The following is a 19,006-nucleotide window of genomic DNA, read 5'->3' as shown; positions in this document are numbered from 1 at the left end:
CCATGAGCGAAACCAACCTCTCTGTCGCAATGCTGGAGCCGATCGAAGACCTCGGCGGCGTCGCCCAGCCGCTGCTCCAGGTCAACGGCCTGACCAAGCATTTCCCGGTGCGCGGCGGATTGTTCGCCGCAAAGCGCACCGTGCGTGCCGTCGACAATGTCTCCTTCTCCGTCGCCAAGGGCGAGACCGTCGGGATCGTCGGCGAATCCGGTTGCGGAAAGTCGACCACCGCGCGGCTGCTCATGCACCTGATGCCGCGCGATACCGGCGACATCATTTATGACGGCATGAGCGTCGGCCAGTCGCTCTCCTTGCGCGAGCTGCGCCGCGGCATGCAGATGGTGTTCCAGGATTCCTACGCTTCGCTCAACCCGCGCCTGACGATCGAGGAATCGATCGCCTTCGGCCCGAAGGTGCATGGCATGGCCGACGGCGCTGCGCGCGCGCTGGCGCGCGAGCTGCTGGGCAAGGTGGGCCTGGTTCCTGCAAATTTCGCCAACCGCTACCCCCACGAGATCTCCGGCGGCCAGCGCCAGCGCGTCAACATCGCGCGCGCGCTGGCGCTCTCGCCGCGGCTGGTGATCCTCGACGAAGCGGTCTCCGCGCTCGACAAATCCGTCGAGGCGCAGGTGCTCAATTTGCTTGCCGATCTCAAGAGCGAGTTCGGCCTGACCTATCTCTTCATCAGTCACGATCTCAACGTCGTGCGCTACATCAGCGATCGCGTGCTGGTGATGTATCTCGGCGAAGTGGTCGAACTCGGCCCGGTCGACCAGGTCTGGGACCAGCCGGCGCATCCCTATACGCGCGCACTCCTTGCCGCGATGCCGTCCTCGGATCCGGACCGTCGCACCGAGACGCCGCCGATCACGGGCGATCCGCCCAATCCGATCGATCCGCCCTCGGGCTGCCGCTTCCACACCCGTTGCCCGTTTGCGGAGCCGCTCTGCGCAAATGCGACACCAAAACTCACCGCGCTCGATAGAATGGGCCACGAGGCCGCGTGCTACATGGCGATCCCGGGTTCAGGCCATAGCCGCGCGCCGAAGGAGGAAACCGTATGACGAGACCGACGACAAAAGAGATCAAGGCGACGGCACAGGTCGCCGGCGTTCCCGTCGACGACGAGATTGCGACGCGCATCTCCAATTCCATCGGACCGGCCTTCGAGGGCTTTGCGGCCATTGCCGGCACGTTGCCGTTCGATCTCGAGCCCGCGCTCTATCCGATCGCGCAGACTGCGAAGCTCTCGAAATGAGCGCCGAGCCCGCATTGATGACGCTCACCGAGGCCGCGCGCGCGATCGCGATGAAGCAGGTGTCCTCGCATGAGGTGACGCGCGCGCTGCTGCATCGTATCGCGCAGTGGCAGCCGCACCTCAACGCCTTCATGTCGATCGAGGCAGAGGCGGCGCTGAAGGCCGCCGATGCCGCCGACGCCGAACTCGCCAAGGGGGAAGTCCGCGGTCCGCTGCACGGCGTGCCGCTCGCGCACAAGGATATGTATTACGACGCAGGCCACGTCGCGACCTGCGGCTCGCTGATCCGCCGCGATTTCGTTCCGACAGTGACCTCCACCGCCTTGCAGCGGCTGAAGGACGCCGGCCAGGTTCGGCTCGGCACGTTGCATCTCGCCGAATTTGCCTATGGCCCGACCGGCCATAACGCCCATTACGGCCCTGTTCGGAATCCCTGGAACGTGGCGCACATCACCGGCGGCTCGTCCTCGGGTTCGGGCTCGGCGGTCGCGGCGCGACTGACCTATGCCGCGCTCGGCTCCGACACCGGCGGCTCGATCCGCATGCCCGCGCATTTCTGCGGCGTCACGGGATTGAAGACCACCGTCGGCCGGGTCAGCCGCGCCGGTGCGATGCCGCTGTCGCAGTCGCTCGACACGGTCGGCCCGCTCGCCCGCACGGCCGAGGATTGCGCGCTGCTGCTGGCCCTGATGGCCGGTCCCGATCCCGAGGATTCGACTGCGAGCCACGAGCCGCTGTCTGACTATGTCGGCGCGACCAGGGGCTCGCTGAAGGGCCTCAAGGTCGGCGTCCCCTCGTCCTTCTATGTCGACGATCTCGACGGCGAGGTCGCGCGCGTGCTGGACGAAACCATCGCGGTGCTCAAGCGTGAGGGCGCCGACATCGTCACGGTCGAGCTGCCCGATCAGCGGCAATTGTCCGCGGCAAGCCAGCTCGTGCTTGCGGCCGAAGCCGCCGCCTTCCACAAGCGCTGGATGATCGAGCGGCCGCAGGATTACGGCCCGCAGGTGTTGATGCGGCTCCAGAACGGCCTTGCGGTCCCCGCCATCACCTACCTCGAGGCGATGCGCTGGCGCGGGCCGGCACTGGCCGCGCACAACACTGCGACATCAGGTGTCGACGCGATCATCGCGCCGGCGTCTCCGGTGCCGGCGCCGACGATCGAGGAGAGCGACGTCGGCGGCGGGCCGAACGCGCCGGCGCTGTTGCAGCGGCTGACGCTGTTCACCCGTCCGGTGAATTACCTTGGCCTGCCGTCGCTCACGGTGCCCTCGGGCTTCACCAAAAATGGTCTTCCGATCGGCATGCAGCTGATCGGCCGCTCGTTCGATGAAGCGACGCTGCTCACCATCGGCGCCGCATTCCAGCGCGCCACCGATTATCACGACAGGCTGCCGAAACTTCCGTCATGACAAAGCTCGTCGAGATCTCAGGCCTGAACATCCGCTTCACCGGCGAGCGCACGGTCTATGCCGTGAACGATCTCAGCCTTTCGCTCGGCGACGGCGAGGTACTCGGCCTGCTCGGAGAGTCCGGCTCGGGCAAGAGCGTGACCTTGCGTGCACTGATGCGGCTGTTGCCGAAGAAGCGCACGCAGATCACGGGCAAGGTCAACGTCATGGGCCGCGACGTGCTCGCGATGAACGAGGAGCAGCTGTCGTCGTTCCGCGGCCAGACCGTGTCGATGATCTTTCAGGAGCCGGCGCTCGCGCTCGATCCGGTCTACACCATCGGCGCGCAGATCGCCGAAAGCGTGGTGCGTCACGAAGGCAAGTCCTATGCGGAGGGCAGGGCGCGCGCACTCGAAATGCTCGATGTCGTGCGCATTCCTTCCGCAAAACGCCGGCTCGATGCCTATCCGCACGAGATGTCCGGCGGCATGCGTCAGCGCGCGATGATCGCGCTGGCGCTCGCCTGCCGGCCGAAGATCCTGCTCGCGGACGAGCCGACCACGGCGCTCGATGCCACCGTGCAAATCCAGATCCTGCTGCTGCTGCGCGAGCTGCAGCGCGAGTTCGGCATGTCCGTCATCTTCGTCACCCACGACATCGGCGTCGCCATCGAGATCTGCGACCGGGTCGCTGTGATGTATGCCGGCCAGATCGTGGAGCAGGGCACGCTTCGCGACATCGTCCGCTCACCGGTGCATCCCTACGCCAAGGGCCTGCTCGCCTCGACCGTCCACGGGGCCAAGCGGGGACAGCGGCTCGAGACCATCCCCGGCACCCCGCCGTCGCTTGGCGAGAGGCCGCACAACTGCTCCTTTGCGCCCCGCTGCGCCGCTGCCCAGCCGCGCTGCCTGGAGCAATTGCCTGGGAATGTGGAGGTCGGGCTGGGCAGGGCAGCACGGTGCGTGCTGGCAGAGCCGGTCACCGCGCTGTCATGATCTTTGGACCGCCAGCGGGGAACGGGGGGAACAGCATTCAGACCTCGTTCATCCCGGTTCCGCTTCCATGGAACCGTTCACGGAGAGGGACCTCACTTATGTACATTTCCAATGAAGGCCTGCTTGTCATCCTGTTCGTCGGCCTCGTGGCTGGCTGGTTGGCCGGCAAGGTGGTGCGCGGAACCGGGTTCGGCATCATCGGCGACATCGTGGTCGGCATCGCCGGCGCGCTGGTGGCAAGCTTCCTGTTTCCGAAGCTCGGCATTCACATCGGCACCGGACTGATATCGGAGATCGTCTATTCCGCGATCGGCGCGGTCATCCTGCTGCTAGTGGTGCGGCTGGTCCGCGGCGGCGGCCGATTCTAATGGCGCCCGAGTTCAATTGATCGAACTTTTGACCTCTCCCCGCCCGGGGAGAGGTGACATGTCTGCAAGAAAAAGCCGCAAGATCGTGAGATTCCGGACTTGCGTGCAAGGTCGGTCGAGGGTGATGTGGGCTATAGGGGTCCCGGGTGTTCGACTGCGTTGGGCGATGAGCGCAAACGCGATGTTAATCCGGGTCAATTACTCCTGAATTTGCCTTTGAAATCAGGGGCTTTGGCCCCTACCCGAAAGAGATCAGACTGATGGCAGCCGTTCCCGGCGTCCGCCGCTCAGAGCTCGGTGATGCGCTGCGCGCCTGTCGCACGGCGTTTGTCGGCGTCGGCTTGATGAGCTGCATGATCAACCTGCTCTATCTGACCGGGTCGATCTTCATGCTGGAGGTCTACGACCGGGTGCTGCCGAGCCGCAGCATTCCGACCCTGGTCGGCCTGATCGTCCTCGCCAGTTTCCTCTACATGGCGCAGGGCGTGCTGGACATGATCCGCAACCGGATCCTGGGCCGGGTCGGCACCGCGCTGGACGAAGCCCTGAACAAGCGGGTGTTCGACACCATCGTCCGCCTGCCGCTGCTGGTCGGCAGCCGCAACGAGGGGCTTCAGCCGCTGCGCGATCTCGACAATGTCCGCTCCTTTCTTGGCGGCATGGGCCCGAGCGCGTTCTTCGATCTGCCCTGGCTGCCGCTCTATCTCGCCATCTGCTTCGCCTTCCACGTCATGATCGGCGTCACCGCGCTGGTCGGCGCCGTCATCCTGGTCGGATTGACGCTGGTCACCGAGTTCATGTCCCGCCAGCCGGCGAAAGACGCGATGGGGCTTGCCGCCCAGCGCAACGATCTCGCCCAGGCCAGCCGCCGCAATGCCGAAGTCATGGTGTCGATGGGCATGGCCGGCCGGATGAACGCGCGCTGGAGCGAGGCCAACGAAAAATATCTCGACGGCAACCAGCGTGCGAGCGATGTCGCCGGCGGTCTCGGCGCGGTCGCAAAAGTGCTGCGCATGATGCTGCAATCGGCCGTGCTCGCGGTCGGCGCCTATCTCGTCATCCACCAGGAAGCGACCGCCGGCATCATCATCGCCGGCTCGATCCTGTCGGCCCGTGCGCTCGCGCCGGTCGATCTTGCCATCGCGCACTGGAAATCCTTTGTCGCGGCACGCCAGAGCTGGCACCGCTTGACCCGCCTTCTGGAGCAGATGCCGGCGCAGACGATGCCGACCCAGTTGCAGGCGCCCACCAGCCGCCTCTCGGTCGAAGGCATCGCCATGGTGCCGCCGGGCGACCAGCGCCTCATCGTGCAGGACGTCACCTTTGCGCTCGAAGCCGGCAACGGCCTCGGCGTGATCGGACCGAGCGGCTCCGGCAAGTCGTCGCTGATCCGCGCGCTGGTCGGCGTCTGGCAACCGGTTCGCGGCAAGGTGCGGCTCGACGGCGCGGCGCTCGACCAATGGGCGTCCGACATGCTCGGCCGCCATATCGGCTACCTGCCGCAGGACGTCGAATTGTTCGGCGGCACCATCGCGCAGAACATCAGCCGGTTCGATCCCGAGGCCACCTCCGACGGCATCATCGCCGCCGCCAAGGAGGCCGGCGTGCACGAGATGATCATCAAGATGCGCGAGGGCTACAACACCCAGGTCGGCGAGCAGGGCACGGCGCTCTCCGCGGGCCAGGCGCAGCGCGTGGCGCTGGCGCGCGCTCTCTATGGCAACCCGTTCCTGATCGTGCTCGACGAGCCCAATTCCAATCTCGACACCGAAGGCGACGAAGCGCTGACCCGCGCCATCCGTGCGGCACGCGAGCGCGGCGCCATCGTCATCGTGGTGGCGCACCGTCCGATCGGCGTGGAAGCGGTCGACCAGATCCTGGTGCTGCGCGACGGCCGCATGCAGGCCTTCGGGCCGAAGGAGCAGGTGCTCGCCCAGGTGCTCCAGCCGCGCGTGACACCGCCGGCGCCGATCAAGATCGTCAGCGAAGGCGGAGCCAAGGCATGAGCACGATGGCGCTCGGCGGCGCGAAGCCCGCCGCGAAGCGGACCGTACGGCAGTCGATCCGGTTCCACCTGATGCTCGGGCTTGGGATCGTGCTGGTCCTCCTGGTCGGCCTCGGCGGCTGGGCTTCGACGGTGCAGATTTCCGGCGCGCTGATCGCGCCGGGTCAGATCGTGGTCGAATCCAACGTCAAGAAGGTCCAGCATCCGACCGGCGGCGTCGTCGGCGAGCTGCGCGCGCGCGATGGCGACGTGGTCAAGGCCGGCGACATCGTGGTGCGGCTCGACGACACCGTCACCAAGGCCAACCTCGCCATCGTCACCAAGAATCTCGATGCGGCGCAGGCGCGTGCGGCGCGGCTCCAGGCCGAGCAGCGCGGGATCGACAGGATCGACTACCCGCAAGCGCTGCTCGATCGCAGCAACGATCCCGACGTCAAGGCGCTGCTCTCCGCCGAAACCAAGCTGTTCGACGTCCGCGTCAACGGACGCGCCGGCCAGAAGGCGCAGCTGCGCGAGCGCATCCAGCAGCTCAACGAGGAGATCGAGGGCCTCTCCGCGCAGGAGCGGGCCAAGGACAGGGAAATCTCACTGGTGCAGCAGGAGCTCGTGGGTGTCCGCGATCTCTATGACAAGCATCTGGTGCAGATCTCCCGCCTGACCACGCTCGAACGCGATAGCGCCCGTCTCAACGGCGAGCGTGCGCAATACATCGCCTCGCGCGCGCAGGCCAAGGGCAAGATCACTGAGACCGAGCTGCAGATCATCCAGGTCGACAAGGACATGGTCAGCGAGGTCTCCAAGGATCTGCGCGAGACCAACGACAAGATCGGCGAAATGATCGAGCGCAAGGTCGCCGCCGAGGACCAGCTTCGCCGCGTCGACATCCGCGCGCCGCAGGACGGCATGGTGCTGCAATCGACGGTGCATACCGTTGGTGGCGTCATCACCGCCGGCGACGCCCTCATGCTGATCGTGCCGCAGGCCGACGATCTCCAGGTCGAAGCCAAGGTCAATCCGGTCGATATCGATAAGCTCCAGATCGGCCAGAAGACGCTGCTGCGCCTGTCCGCCTTCAACCAGCGCACCACGCCGGAGCTCAACGGTGTCGTCAGCCGCGTCTCGCCCGACGTCACCACCGATCAGCGCACCGGCCAGAGCTACTACACCATCCGCGTCTCGCTGTCCGCAGAAGAGGTCGCCAAGCTCGGTGACTCCAGGCTGATCCCCGGCATGCCGGCGGAAGCCTTCGTCCAGACCGGCGACCGCACCATGCTGTCCTATCTGATGAAGCCGCTGCACGACCAGTTCATGCGGGCGTTCCGCGAGAAGTGACGCGGGGAAGCGTCGCCTCCTTTCGTCATCGCTAGCGTAGCGAAGCAATCCAGGTTGCCTTCGCGGCGAGATTTCTGGATTGCTTCGCTACGCTCGCAATGACGGGGGGGGCTTCTTTCTTGCTTTAGTTTTCTTGCTATAGTTCGATTCAGCCCCAGCAACCCGGCATCGAACAATGCAATCCGTCCAATCCCCACCCTCCGTCGCCACCGAATCCTTTTCCGACGCCGGCCTCGCCGTCGCCCGCCTCGAAGAGATCTACGAGCGCAACACGAAGTTCCTGCGTGATCGGTTCGAAGCTTACGTCAACGGCGAGGCAATCACGACGCGGGTGCGGGCCTTCTATCCCTTCGTCCGTGTCACCACCGCGACGCATGCGCGGCTGGATTCGCGTCTCGCCTACGGCTTCGTCGCCCGGCCCGGTGTGCACGAGACCAGCGTCACGCGTCCGGATCTGTTCCGGACTTATCTGACCGAGCAGATCGGGCTGTTGATCCAGAACCACGGCGTCCCGGTCGAAATCGGCGAGTCCAGCGAACCGATCCCCGTTCACTTCGCCTATCGCCGCGACATCAACATCGAAGCCGCCATCACCACCAGCGAGAACTCGCCCGTGACGCGATCGCTGCGCGATGCCTTCGACGTGCCTGATCTGGCCACCATGGACGATGCCATCGCCGACGGCACTTTCGAGCTCCAGCCCGGCGCGCCCGAGCCGCTGTCCTTGTTTCGGGCGGCCCGCGTCGACTACTCGCTGCGCCGGCTCTACCACTACACGGGCACAGATCCAGAGCATTTCCAGAACTTCGTGATCTTCACCAACTACCAGTTCTACGTCGACGCCTTCGCGCAGCTCTGCCAGCAGCGGCTTCAGGCTGGCGAGGCCGGCCTCGATGCCTTCGTCGCTCCCGGCAACGTGATCACGCGCAGCGGCGGCGCGTCGACGGGCGTTGCGCCCGCGCGCGCGCCGCAGATGCCGGCCTTCCATTTGGTCACCCCCGGTTATCGCGGCATCACGCTGATCAACATCGGCACCGGTCCGTCCAACGCGCGTAATGTCACCGACCATGTTGCCGTGCTGCGGCCCCATGCCTGGCTGATGCTCGGCCATTGCGCGGGCCTGCGCAACACGCAGCGGCTCGGCGACTATGTGCTCGCCCACGGCTATGTGCGCGAGGACCATGTGCTTGATCGTGAGTTGCCGCTGTGGGTGCCGATCCCGGCGCTCGCGGAGATGCAGGTCGCGCTCGAGGAGGCGGTCGAGGACGTCACCGGGCTCGAGGGGTTCGAGCTCAAGCGCCTGATGCGTACCGGCACCGTCGCGAGCGTTGACAACCGCAATTGGGAGATCAGCGGTCCCGATGTCATTCGCCGCTTGTCGCAATCGCGCGCGGTTGCGCTCGACATGGAATCGGCCGCGATTGCCGCCAACGGCTACCGCTTTCGCGTCCCCTACGGCACGCTGCTGTGCGTCTCCGACAAGCCTCTGCACGGCGAGATCAAGCTCGCAGGCATGGCCAGCGAATTCTACCGCCGCCGCGTCGGCCAGCATCTCGAGATCGGCTTGAAGGCGCTGGAACGGCTTAAACAGCAGGAATCCGAGCGGTTGCATTCGCGAAAGCTCCGCAGTTTCGCTGAAGTCGCATTTCAGTAGGCCATGGATTGCCTTTGCTGCTGACAAGCAGCGGGATTTTCGGCATTTTCGGCGCGGGGTCGACCGGGACGACTTGATGCCACTCATGCGCGACAGGATCATTGGCCATGATCTCGAACGGCTCGCCTTTCGCTTCACCATGCTGAACGACGGCGAGGTCGTACACTGCCAGATCAGCGACGCCGCGATGGACGAGCTTGCGGGCATGCAGGGCACCGAAAGCAGCGCGCGGCAGGCCCAGTTCCTGTCGCTGCGCGAGACCATCGAGCGCCTCGCCTCAGACCTCTACGACGAGGCGCCGCGGGTCAGGGGTCATGTGGTGCGGATCTTTACGCGACATTTGCAGCGGTAGTGCCGCTCCGGGCTCTGCCGTCATGCTCCGGGGCAGTTCATCGGTTGGTCAAGATCTGGTCTTGCCGGGCTTACCTTCCCGCAACGTGCCCGGCGGGCTGAGGACCGCGTCTCTTGCATCAGCTGTCAAACATGATCACGCTGCGCAGCGTCTTGCCGGCTTTCATGTTGGCAAAGCCTTCGTTGATCTCGGAGAGCTTCAGCTTGGCCGAGATCCAGTCCTCCAGGTGCAGCCGGCCGCGCAGGTAGAAATCCACCAGCCGCGGCATGTCGACGCGAAAATGGTTCGAGCCCATCGATGAGCCCTGGATCCTGCGCTCGCGCAGGAAGTCGAAGCCATGCAGCTCGATCTTCTGGCCGAACGGAATCATGCCGACGATGGTGGCCGTGCCGCCGGAGGCAAGCATGCCGAAGGCCTGCTCCGCGGTCTCCTTGCGGCCGAGCACCTCGAACGAATGATGCACGCCGCCATTGGTGAGATCGCGCACCTGCTTCACGACGTCGCCGTCTGCCGGATTGATGATGTCGGTGGCGCCCAGCTTGGTCGCGAGCTCGAGCTTGGCCGGATTGGTGTCGATGGCAATGATGCGGCCGGCGCCGGCGATCTGCGCGCCGTTGATCGCAGCCATGCCGACACCGCCGCACCCGATTACGGCTACGGTCTCGCCGGCCGTCACCTTCGCCGTGTTCACGACCGCGCCGTAGCCGGTAATGACGCCGCAGCCGATCAGCGCCGCAAGATCGAGCGGCATCTCCTTGCGGATTTTGACGATCGCGTTCTCGTGCACCAGCATCTGCTCGGCGAAGGACGACAGGTTGAGAAACTGATGCAGCTTCTCCGAGCGTGCCCATTGCATCCGATTGGATGCCCCCGGCAGCAATTTCACCGTAGTGTCGGTGCAGAGCACCGTGCGGCCCGTGGTGCAATTGTCACAGGTGCCGCAGAACACCGAAAGACAGGTGACGACATGATCACCGGGCTTCACATAAGTCACGTCGGAGCCGACCTGCTCGACGACACCGGCCGACTCGTGCCCGAGCACCGCAGGCAGCGGATGTGGATACAGGCCTTCCATGAAGTGCAGATCGGAGTGGCAGAGACCTGCGACCGACGTCCGGATCAGGACCTCGCGCGGGCCGGGCTTCGGCAGGCTGACATCCTCGATGACCAGGGGCTTGTTGACTTCATGGAGGACGGCGGCCTTCATCGAGCACTCCCTATCGCTTTTTTTGCTTTGAACGCGGGTGCAGCCTACGCTGCCAGGACCAGTTCGCCAACCTCGCTCATGCCAGCATCACGGTCGCCGAGCAGCAGTGCGGCGATCTTCTGCTGCACGGCATTTTCCGTCAGCCGGAACGGATCGCTCGGCGATACCCGGTGATCGATCACCAGCCGCGACAACAACAGCCTTCGCGCATCGCCACGCATGTCGTGAATGCGATGTGCCTCCCAGGCGAGCGCGACGGCGCTGGCAACATGATAGAGCAGGCTGGTGGCACGGCGCGCATCGGCCTCATTGTCGGCCTTTCCCGCGACCTCGCGTGCGAAGCCGACCGCGCGATCGGTGAGAGTGTGAAGCCGGTCGCGCCAAGCCTGCGGCACCGAGGGGCTGTCATCGAGGCGGGCGTGCAGATCGGCTGCGAGCGCGGATTCGGCGCCGTGGCGACCGACGGCGCGCCTCAACGCATCGATCGCGACGATGTTGCCGGTGCCTTCCCAGACCGAGCCGAGATGCGCGTCGCGCAGCAGGCGGGCGGTCGCGAACTCCTCGATGTAACCGATGCCGCCGCGCATCTCGAGCGCATCGCCACAGACCTTTCGGGCATCGCGGGTCGCGCGGAATTTCAACGTTGGCGTCAAGATGCGCAGCAGTGCGGCCGCATCCTGGCTGCCGGCCTCGGCGCGGTCGAGCGCGTCCGCAGTGAGAAAGCTCATCGACAACGCCTGCTCGACCGGCAGCATGATCTTCAGTATCTGGCGCCGGCCCAGCGGCAGGTCGATGATGCGGTTGCCGAACACCACACGGTTTTTTGCCACCGTCATCGCGTCATGGTAGGCCCGCCGCATCAGCGCGGTGGATTTGACGCCATTTGACAGCCGCGACGAGTTCACCATCTCGGCCATCTGAACGAAGCCACGGTCGAGCTTGCCGACCGCATAGGCGATCGCGCCTTCGAGCTTGATTTCACCCGAGGCCATCGAGCGCGTGCCGAGCTTGTCCTTCAGACGCACGATCCGGTAGTGGTTCTGCGAACCGTCGTCGAGGAAGCGCGGCATCAGGAACAAACCGACTCCGCGCGTGCCGGGGCCGGCGCCCTCGGGGCGCGCCAGCAGCATCACGACTTTTGCGTCGGCGTTCGAGCAGAACCATTTCTCGCCAGTGAGGCGCCAATGGTCGCCTTCCTGCACGGCCGTCGTGGTCAGCGTGCCGACATCGGAGCCGCCTTCCTTCTCGGTCATGAACTGGCCGCCTTGGGTCAGCTTGCTCATGTCGGTCTGGGTCAGGCCGTCGAGATATTTCGCCTTCAGCGCCTCGCTGCCGAAATTCGCCAGCAGCTTGGCGCAGCCGTCGGTGACGTTGATCGGGCAGCCCATGCCGAATTCGGTCTGGTTGAACAGGAAGGTGAAGGCGTGCTTGGCGACGACGGGATACTTGTCCGGCCAGCCCATGATGCCCTTGCGGATCGAGAGCGCGTGGATGCCGAACTCGCCGAACGCTGCCTTCTCCAGCTCGCGATAGGCCGGGTGGTATTCGATCCACTGCAAATCGCGGCCGAACTTGTCGCGCTGGTGCAGCACCGGCGTGTGCCGGTCGGCGAGCCGCGCGCAATCGTCGAGATGTCCGCCGGCGAGTTCACCAAGGCGATCGAGATGCGGCTCGACGTGGCGGAATAGCGTCTCCGGCAGATGGATGCGCAGGAGATCGGTGAGGGCGTGGTCGGCGCGGTAGAAATTCATGCCGGTAGTGTCGGGAGCCAGCAGTCCGGATGGTGCGGCCGCGACCTGTTTTGCCTGCGCAGGGGCCGGCTTGTGCATGATCGTCCTCTTCGTTTCCGCCTTGCGGTCATTTTGCGCTGATTTGGCGCTTGCCGCTTGAGATGATGTCGATCATGCTCCAGTCGCGAAAGCGGATAAAGCCGCAAATTGTCAGGGAGGCATGATCGCCGCGTCGGAGCAATTCGCTCTGCGGAATTGTGATCCTCCCCGGGTGGTTGTCCGCGCGGACCGTGCATAGATCAGCGGCTTCCCGTCTTCGAGAGATCACGTCATGGAACACCCGAAATACAAGATCGCCCTCATCGTCGGCGCCGGCGAAGGCCTGAGCGCCTCGCTGGCGCGGCTGTTGTCCGCCCAGGGCATCCGCGTCGCACTGGCCGCGCGAAAAATCGAGAAGCTCGGCGCACTCTGCAGCGAGACCGGCGCCAAGGCCTATGCCTGCAACGCCACCGACCCTGATGAGGTCGAACGCCTGTTCGGCCTGGTCGAACGCGAGATCGGTACGCCCGATTTGGTCGTCTACAACGCGAGCGGCCGGGCGCGCGGGCCGTTCGTCGATCTCGTTCCGGCCGACGTGGCGCAGGCCATTGCGGTCAGCGCCTATGGCGGCTTCCTGGTGGCGCAGCAGGCGGCCAAGCGCATGCTGCCGAACCAGCACGGCGCGATCCTGTTCACCGGCGCTTCGGCAAGCGTCAAGGGCTATGCGCAGTCCGCGCCATTCGCGATGGGCAAGTTCGCACTGCGCGGGCTGGCGCAGAGCATGGCGCGCGAATTGTCGCCGCAAGGCATCCATGTCGCACATTTCGTGATCGATGGCGGCATCAGAAGCGCAGCGCGCACGGAAGCGCCGGAGAAGCCGGATTCGATGCTTGATCCCGATGCCATCGCGGAGAGCTACTGGAACGTGTTGCAGCAGCCGCGCAGCGCCTGGAGCTGGGAGCTGGAGCTGCGGCCCTGGGTCGAGAAGTTTTGAGGCAAGCTGCCGTAGGGTGGGCAAAGGCGCATAGCGCCGTCACCATCAACCACGAAACAGCAAATGGTGGGCACGCTTCGCTTTGCCCACCCTACAAGGGCGGGAATCATGAGCACGGAAATCACCATCGATACCGGCACCAACGAACTCCTCTGCGCGATCCGCGATCGCGTCGCATTGATCACGCTGAACCGGCCGGAGGCGCGCAACTCGCTGTCGGACGCGCTGACCCCGGCGCTACGCACCATGATCCGCTCCTGCGGCGAGAACCCCGATGTCGGCGCGCTGCTGATCACCGGCGCGGGCGAAGCGTTCTGCGCGGGCGGCAACGTCAAGGGCATGGGCGCGCATCGCGACCCGAAGAAGCTGGAAATGTCCTTTGACGACAAGGTCGCCGATCTCCAGGAGCGGCAGCGCCTGCTCACCGGCGCGCTGGTCTCGGTGCGCAAGCCGACCATCGCCGCGCTGCCGGGGCCGGCGGTCGGCGCGGGGCTCGCCATCGCCATGGCCTGCGACATCCGCATTGCCGCGCAATCGGCCTTCGTGGCTACCGGCTATGCGCGCATTGCGCTCAGCGGCGATTATGGCATCGCGTGGCTGTTGACGCGCCTCGTCGGCACCGCGCGGGCACGCGAGCTGCTGTTCACCGGCGATCGGGTCGATGCTGCCAGATGCGAGGCCATCGGCCTCGTCAACCGCGTGGTGCCCGACGACAAATTGCAGGCAGAGGCCTTTGCGCTGGCAAAATCCCTCGCTGAAGGTCCGCGCCTCGCGCTGCGCTACATGAAGGACAATCTCGACGAGGCCCTGCTGTTCGATTTCGAGACCGCGCGCGACCACGAAGCCGAACGTCTGGTCCGCCTGACCACGACCGCCGATCACAAGGAAGCGGTGCAGGCCTTCATCGAGAAGCGCCAGGCGGTATTCACGAGGAAGTAGGGAGCTGTAGCCCGGATGGAGCGAAGCGAAATCCGGGACGCTTCAGCTGAAGCCCGAAACCCGGATTGCGCTTCGCTCCATCCGGGCTACGAAGAATAAAAAAAGCCCGGCGCTGTTTGACCAGAGCCGGGCTCGAGTGGTGTCAGACCGAGGCTGAGGGGCTATCGGCCTGACGGGAAAGGGCAACGAGACGCCAACTCGCGCAGGGAATGTCCTTCGGTGCGACGGAAATCTCCTTGTCGAAGCGCACCAGCTTCCAGTCGTCAGGATGATTGACGAAGGCGAAGTCCGATTTGCGCGCGAGCGAGATCATGGCCGCGTTGGAGCGCAGCGTGTCGCCGAACATGTGGTCGGCGCCAAGCGCGGCCGCGCGGCATTCGAGATTCTTCATCAGCACGGTGGCGATGCCGTGGCCCTGCCAGCGGTCGGCAACCGACAGACCGAATTCAAGCGTCGCGGTTTCGGCATGCAGTGCGTAGCGCGCTTCGGCGACGATGGTCTCGAAGCCGTCGACCATCATGGTCGCCACCACGGTAAAACGCTCGCGCTCGCCGACCTGGAGGAATTCGTGCAGCAGGCCCTGCGGCAGTTCGCTGATCGCGCCGAAGAAGCGGTTGTAACGGGACCGCGTCGAGAGCGAGCGAAAATAGTGCTGGAGCTCCTCGGTGTCGCGCGGTTCGACGAAGCGAACGCGCAGCGCCTCGCCGTGTCGCGTGCGCAGCGTGTCCGAATACTGCTTCAGATCTTCCAGGCGAAGAGTGCTCATGACACGCGCCCCAAGGGGACCAAAGGGAAAGGGACCGCCGGCGCCCCCACAGTCAGGCGGCGCCGGCCTGGCGGCCAATCAGGCTCGCCAGAAGGGTTTGTCGGCCTCATAGGCCACATCGCTCCAGGACAGCCCGACGTCCTGGAGGTCACGCGCGGACCAGTTGGTGAGCTCACGCCGGGTCCGGTAGCGCTCGTGCCAGACGTGAAGGGTCTCGCCGATCTGGTGGATCAGCCCTGGCGCATGATGATTTGTCATCGAATTCTGGGTCAAAGTAGACATTGTCAGCTCCTGGAGCTAAGTTGACCCCTAATATCGGCTTCCGAGTGCACTGCGACAAACGACAATTTGTACTCTTTCGCATGAAATAACGTCATGTATCCTGCTGCCAGATGACTGCCAGATTGCCCTCCCTGAATGGATTGCGGGCCTTTGAGGCCGCCGCGCGCCATCTCAGCTTCACGCTGGCGGCGTCCGAGCTGAACGTGACCCAGACCGCGATCAGCCATCAGATCCGCAGGCTGGAGGAGGAGCTCGGCATCCGCCTGTTCGTCCGCCAGAACCGCGCGCTGGCGCTGACGGCCGAGGCGCGCGACTATCTGCCAGGCGTCCGCGCCGCCTTCAACGACCTTCGCCTTGCCACCGACCGGCTGCTGCGCAAGGACGACGACAAGGTGCTGACGGTCTCGACGCTGGCCTCGCTTGCCGCAAAATGGCTGCTGCCGCGGCTGACCGATTTCCAGGAGCACCATCCCGGCATCGACGTCCGCATCACCACCTCGACCAGCCTCGTCGACTTCCAGCGCGACAATGTCGATGCCGCGATCCGCTATGGCCGCGGCCAGTGGCCGGGCTTGCGCGCCGACTGGCTGATGGCCGACGAGCTGTTTCCGGTGTGCAGCCCGTCTCTTTTGCGCGGTGACAAGCCGTTGCGCTGTCCCGAGGACCTCAAGAGCCACATGCTGCTGCACACCTCCAACGCCAACAGCGACGACTGGCGGCTGTGGTTGACGGCGGCCGGTCTGCCGGCCGACATCGCCAGGCAGCCCGGCATCACCTTCGACATGATCTTCATGACCGTCCAGGCCGCGATCGACGGCATCGGCGTGGCGATGGGGCGGACCTCCTACGTCCAGGACGACATCGCCAAGGGCCGGCTCGTCGTTCCTTTCAAGATCGCGCTGCCGGCCGATGCCGGCTTCTACCTCGTCGCGCCGGAGGGCCGCCGCGAAGCGCCGAAGCTCGCCGCATTCCGCGACTGGATGATCGCCGCAACGCGGAATAAAGCCTGATATCGTGCCGGCGCATGTCCGGCCACCTGCTTCGCTACAACTCCACCACGACGTAATCGCTCTCGACCTTCACCGTGACAGTCTCGGCGACATACGGCCCCTTCACCACGCTCGCACCCGGCTCGACATGAGCCGGGTAGGCCTTCACGCGGAAGCGGCGGGGGTCGCAGTAAGACTGGCCGGTACGGATGTCGAACTCCCAGCCATGCCAGGGGCAGCGAATGATCTCGCCGAGCTTGGTATATTCGATCTCGCCCGGATCCTTCGATTGCGCGAGCCCGATCAAGGGTCCCTCGCACAGCGCCGCGCCCTGATGCGGGCAGCGGTTCATCAGGCCGAAATATTCACCCTTGATGTTGAAGATTGCGATCGGCCGTCCGTCGATCTCCAGAAATTTTCGCGTGCCGGGCGGAAGCTCATCGACCGCGGCAATCACATGCCGCGCCATCAAGCGATCCCGTACAGCTTCTTCGCATTGCCGAGATAGAACGCCTCGCGGTTGTCGTCACTGACGCCCGCGGGCAACACGCGCGACGGCTCGTCATAATCCCAATGGGGATAGTCGGTGGCGAACAGCAGCCGGTCCCAGCCGATCCACTTGATGACGTCGAACAGATCCTCGCGCCGCTCCGGATCCTCCATCGGCTGCGTCGTCCACCACACCTGCTCGCGGATATATTCCGACGGCGGCCGTTTGACATGCGGCACCTCGCTCCGCAGCCGCTGCCAGACTTTGTCGAGCCGCCACGCCAGCGACGGCGCCCAGCCGAAGCCGGCCTCGATCATCACCATCTTCAATTTCGGGAAGCGCTCGAACACGCCCTCCAAAACAAGGCTCGCCAGCGCCGATTGCTGGCATTGCGAGTGGCCGACCATCTCCTCGATGTAGTAGGAAGGCCAGCCCGACGGCGTGATCGGATTGCCGCCGAAGCCGAAGGCGTGGACGCCGACGGGAAGGCCGGCCTCTTCCGCGGCCTGATAGATCGGCCAGTAGCGGCGCTGGCCGAGCGGCTCGACATTGCGGCTGAGCAGCAGCACCTGGACGAAATTCTTGTCGCCGGCGCGCTCGCGGATTTCCGCGGCGGCCGACAGGCCGTCCTCATTGCCGACGACGATGGACGCCTTCAGCCGCTTGTCCTTGCTGGTCCATTTGTCGATCTGCCAGTCGTTGATCGCCGAGCACAAGGCGGCCGAGAGCTCGTGGTTGCGGATGCCCTGCCCGGTGTTGAGCGGATTGAGCACGCCGAGCTGAACGTTGTTGGGATCGAGCAGCTGCTTCTGCATGAAGGACAGCGAGGAGCCCTGCGGCCCGCCTTCCGGCGGATAGGCGTCGCGGCGCGAGGCGTTGGGTTGGGCCTTCGGATAGGGCGGACCTTCCATCATGCCCTGATAGGCATGGACGCCGTAGACTTCGAGATGATGCTGCCAGCGTTTGGCGAGGTAAGGATAGAGTTCGGCGCGGGTCGCGCGTGCCGGATGGATGTCGCAGTCCGCGATTGCGGTTTTGACGGTCAGTGGGGAAGCGGCTTCGGAGCTTTCGCGGAACTGAATATTCATCGCCTTGCCTCCTTTGGCAGCGGCTAAGTCAGGCGGGGATAGGTCGCATGCGGATTATCGATCATGATCTTGCGCACGAGATCGGGGGTGAGACCTGCGGGCAGCGCCTCCTGGCCGTCGAACTGCCAGTGCGGATAGTCGGTGGAGAATACGACCAATTCGTCCGACTGCATATGATCAAACAGGCGAATTAATGTCGTCTCGTCCGGCGGCGCATCGAATGGCTGTAACGAGAAGCGGATGTTGCTGCGCACAATGTCCAGCGGCGCGCGATCGACCCATGGCGTCTCCATCCGCACCCCACGCCAGAACTTGTGCAGGCGCCACAGAAATGGGGAGATCCAGGACACGCCAGATTCCAGCATCACCATCTTCAGTCGCGGATATTTGGCGAACACGCCCTCGACGATCAGGCTGGTGAGCTGGGTCTGGAACGCCTGGGCCTGACCGGCATAATCCTCGATGTGGTAGGAACCCCAGCCCACGGCGGTCGGCGGATTGTGATAGGCGGAACCGGCATGAATGCCGATCGGTAATTCCAGCCGTTCTGCCGCCTCATAGATCGGCCAGAGCGCGCGCTTTCCGAGCGGCGTATCGCCCATCACCAGCATCAGCACCTGCACGAAGCGGCGATCCGCCGCACAGCGCTCGATCTCGGCGACGGCCTTCTCGACGCTTTGGGTGGGGATCACGATCGAGCCGCGCAGCCGCGGGTCGCGATCGAGCCATTCCTTCACGAGCCAGACGTTCAGTGCGCGGCAGAAGGCGGCCTGCAGATCCTCGGAAAACACCATCTGCACGCCATAGAGCGGATTGCAGATGGCATGCGAGAGCTGAAAGGGATCGAGCACATGGCGCTGCATGTCCGCAAGGCTCTCGCCCGGCTTGCCGCTTTCGGGGCGCCAGTCGGGCCGCGCCGTGATCGGCGAGTTCTGCGGGTAGGATTGCGAGATGAGATCGACCATGCCGCGCGTCGTCACCTGATCGCGCCAATAGTCGTTCAGGTACGGCAGCAGGCTGGTCAGATGCGGCACGGCCGGATGCACATCGCAATCCACCCCGCCAGCGATCAGGGACGCCATGACGTGTCCTTCACGTTTCCTCGTCGCGTCTTCTCGCGGGCGGCG

At 64.9% G+C, this 19,006-nt stretch carries 19 protein-coding genes; 12 read left to right on the top strand and 7 right to left on the bottom strand.

From position 1 onward, the window contains the following. Positions 1–2: 2 nt before the first annotated feature. The 9 genes from ABIB90_RS06695 to ABIB90_RS06655 all read left to right on the top strand — a co-directional run bounded on the left by ABIB90_RS06695 (position 3) and on the right by ABIB90_RS06655 (position 9,355). Entirely contained in the window at positions 3–1,064 is a 1,062-nt protein-coding gene (locus ABIB90_RS06695; RefSeq protein WP_354200495.1) for an ABC transporter ATP-binding protein, read from the top strand. Then, positions 1,061–1,258: a hypothetical protein gene (locus ABIB90_RS06690; RefSeq protein WP_106941722.1), complete on the top strand. Its 198-nt coding sequence runs from the start codon at positions 1,061–1,063 to the stop codon at positions 1,256–1,258. The genes ABIB90_RS06695 and ABIB90_RS06690 overlap by 4 nt, the downstream gene beginning before the upstream one ends. Then, positions 1,255–2,670, top strand: a complete 1,416-nt coding sequence (locus ABIB90_RS06685) for an amidase (RefSeq protein WP_354200494.1) — start codon at positions 1,255–1,257, stop codon at positions 2,668–2,670. Before ABIB90_RS06690 ends, ABIB90_RS06685 begins: the two co-directional genes overlap by 4 nt. Then, on the top strand, positions 2,667–3,644 hold the full coding sequence (locus ABIB90_RS06680) for an ABC transporter ATP-binding protein (protein ID WP_354200493.1): 978 nt from the start codon (positions 2,667–2,669) through the stop codon (positions 3,642–3,644). The genes ABIB90_RS06685 and ABIB90_RS06680 overlap by 4 nt, the downstream gene beginning before the upstream one ends. Positions 3,645–3,742: 98 nt before the next feature. Continuing rightward, the gene (locus ABIB90_RS06675) at positions 3,743–4,012 is read left to right on the top strand and encodes a GlsB/YeaQ/YmgE family stress response membrane protein (RefSeq protein ID WP_148738875.1); all 270 of its coding nucleotides are present in this window, start codon (positions 3,743–3,745) and stop codon (positions 4,010–4,012) included. Positions 4,013–4,272: 260 nt separating this feature from the next. Beyond that, a complete protein-coding gene (locus tag ABIB90_RS06670) occupies positions 4,273–6,018 on the top strand; it encodes a type I secretion system permease/ATPase (RefSeq protein WP_354159616.1) in 1,746 nt (581 codons plus the stop codon). Continuing rightward, a complete protein-coding gene (locus ABIB90_RS06665; RefSeq protein WP_007599563.1) occupies positions 6,015–7,349 on the top strand; it encodes an HlyD family type I secretion periplasmic adaptor subunit in 1,335 nt (444 codons plus the stop codon). The genes ABIB90_RS06670 and ABIB90_RS06665 overlap by 4 nt, the downstream gene beginning before the upstream one ends. A gap of 175 nt (positions 7,350–7,524) precedes the next feature. Then, positions 7,525–9,003, top strand: a complete 1,479-nt coding sequence (locus ABIB90_RS06660; protein ID WP_219682969.1) for an AMP nucleosidase — start codon at positions 7,525–7,527, stop codon at positions 9,001–9,003. 76 nt (positions 9,004–9,079) lie between these two features. Next, a complete protein-coding gene (locus tag ABIB90_RS06655) occupies positions 9,080–9,355 on the top strand; it encodes a DUF1488 family protein (RefSeq protein WP_007599567.1) in 276 nt (91 codons plus the stop codon). Positions 9,356–9,473: 118 nt separating this feature from the next. Here the strand turns inward: ABIB90_RS06655 and ABIB90_RS06650 are convergent, their stop codons facing one another. Continuing rightward, positions 9,474–10,562, bottom strand: coding sequence for a Zn-dependent alcohol dehydrogenase (locus ABIB90_RS06650; RefSeq protein WP_007599569.1), 1,089 nt, complete (start codon positions 10,560–10,562; stop codon positions 9,474–9,476). 44 nt (positions 10,563–10,606) lie between these two features. Further along, positions 10,607–12,391 (bottom strand): acyl-CoA dehydrogenase family protein, encoded by a 1,785-nt coding sequence (locus ABIB90_RS06645; RefSeq protein WP_354200492.1) that lies wholly within the window; start codon positions 12,389–12,391, stop codon positions 10,607–10,609. A gap of 232 nt (positions 12,392–12,623) precedes the next feature. Between ABIB90_RS06645 and ABIB90_RS06640 the strand changes: the two genes are divergently transcribed. Both ABIB90_RS06640 and ABIB90_RS06635 read left to right on the top strand, forming a co-directional pair. Beyond that, complete coding sequence (locus tag ABIB90_RS06640) at positions 12,624–13,325, top strand: SDR family oxidoreductase (RefSeq protein ID WP_354200491.1); 702 nt, start codon at positions 12,624–12,626, stop codon at positions 13,323–13,325. Between the two features lie 108 nt (positions 13,326–13,433). Beyond that, complete coding sequence (locus tag ABIB90_RS06635) at positions 13,434–14,264, top strand: enoyl-CoA hydratase (protein ID WP_354159607.1); 831 nt, start codon at positions 13,434–13,436, stop codon at positions 14,262–14,264. 142 nt (positions 14,265–14,406) lie between these two features. Here the strand turns inward: ABIB90_RS06635 and ABIB90_RS06630 are convergent, their stop codons facing one another. Further along, the gene (locus ABIB90_RS06630; protein WP_354159605.1) at positions 14,407–15,030 is read right to left on the bottom strand and encodes a GNAT family N-acetyltransferase; all 624 of its coding nucleotides are present in this window, start codon (positions 15,028–15,030) and stop codon (positions 14,407–14,409) included. A gap of 78 nt (positions 15,031–15,108) precedes the next feature. Continuing rightward, positions 15,109–15,312, bottom strand: coding sequence for a DUF1127 domain-containing protein (locus ABIB90_RS06625; RefSeq protein ID WP_007599575.1), 204 nt, complete (start codon positions 15,310–15,312; stop codon positions 15,109–15,111). A gap of 110 nt (positions 15,313–15,422) precedes the next feature. Between ABIB90_RS06625 and ABIB90_RS06620 the strand changes: the two genes are divergently transcribed. Continuing rightward, on the top strand, positions 15,423–16,322 hold the full coding sequence (locus ABIB90_RS06620; protein WP_354200490.1) for a transcriptional regulator GcvA: 900 nt from the start codon (positions 15,423–15,425) through the stop codon (positions 16,320–16,322). 34 nt (positions 16,323–16,356) lie between these two features. Here ABIB90_RS06620 and ABIB90_RS06615 read toward each other — a convergent pair whose 3' ends face one another. From ABIB90_RS06615 to ABIB90_RS06605, 3 genes are read right to left on the bottom strand one after another with little or no spacing between them, the layout of a single operon-like run. Continuing rightward, positions 16,357–16,770, bottom strand: a complete 414-nt coding sequence (locus ABIB90_RS06615) for a Rieske (2Fe-2S) protein (RefSeq protein WP_354200489.1) — start codon at positions 16,768–16,770, stop codon at positions 16,357–16,359. Further along, positions 16,770–17,879, bottom strand: a complete 1,110-nt coding sequence (locus ABIB90_RS06610; protein ID WP_354200488.1) for an amidohydrolase family protein — start codon at positions 17,877–17,879, stop codon at positions 16,770–16,772. Before ABIB90_RS06610 ends, ABIB90_RS06615 begins: the two co-directional genes overlap by 1 nt. A gap of 23 nt (positions 17,880–17,902) precedes the next feature. Continuing rightward, positions 17,903–18,961 carry an amidohydrolase family protein gene (locus tag ABIB90_RS06605; protein ID WP_354200487.1) on the bottom strand — a complete coding sequence of 353 codons (1,059 nt, stop codon included), beginning with the start codon at positions 18,959–18,961 and terminating at the stop codon, positions 17,903–17,905. Positions 18,962–19,006: the final 45 nt, after the last annotated feature.

Source organism: Bradyrhizobium sp. JR4.1 (assembly GCF_040548605.1).
GTDB classification, from domain to species: domain Bacteria; phylum Pseudomonadota; class Alphaproteobacteria; order Rhizobiales; family Xanthobacteraceae; genus Bradyrhizobium; species Bradyrhizobium canariense.
The sequence above is the reverse complement of the archived record's forward strand: the minus strand, read 5'-3'. Positions and strand labels throughout refer to the sequence as shown.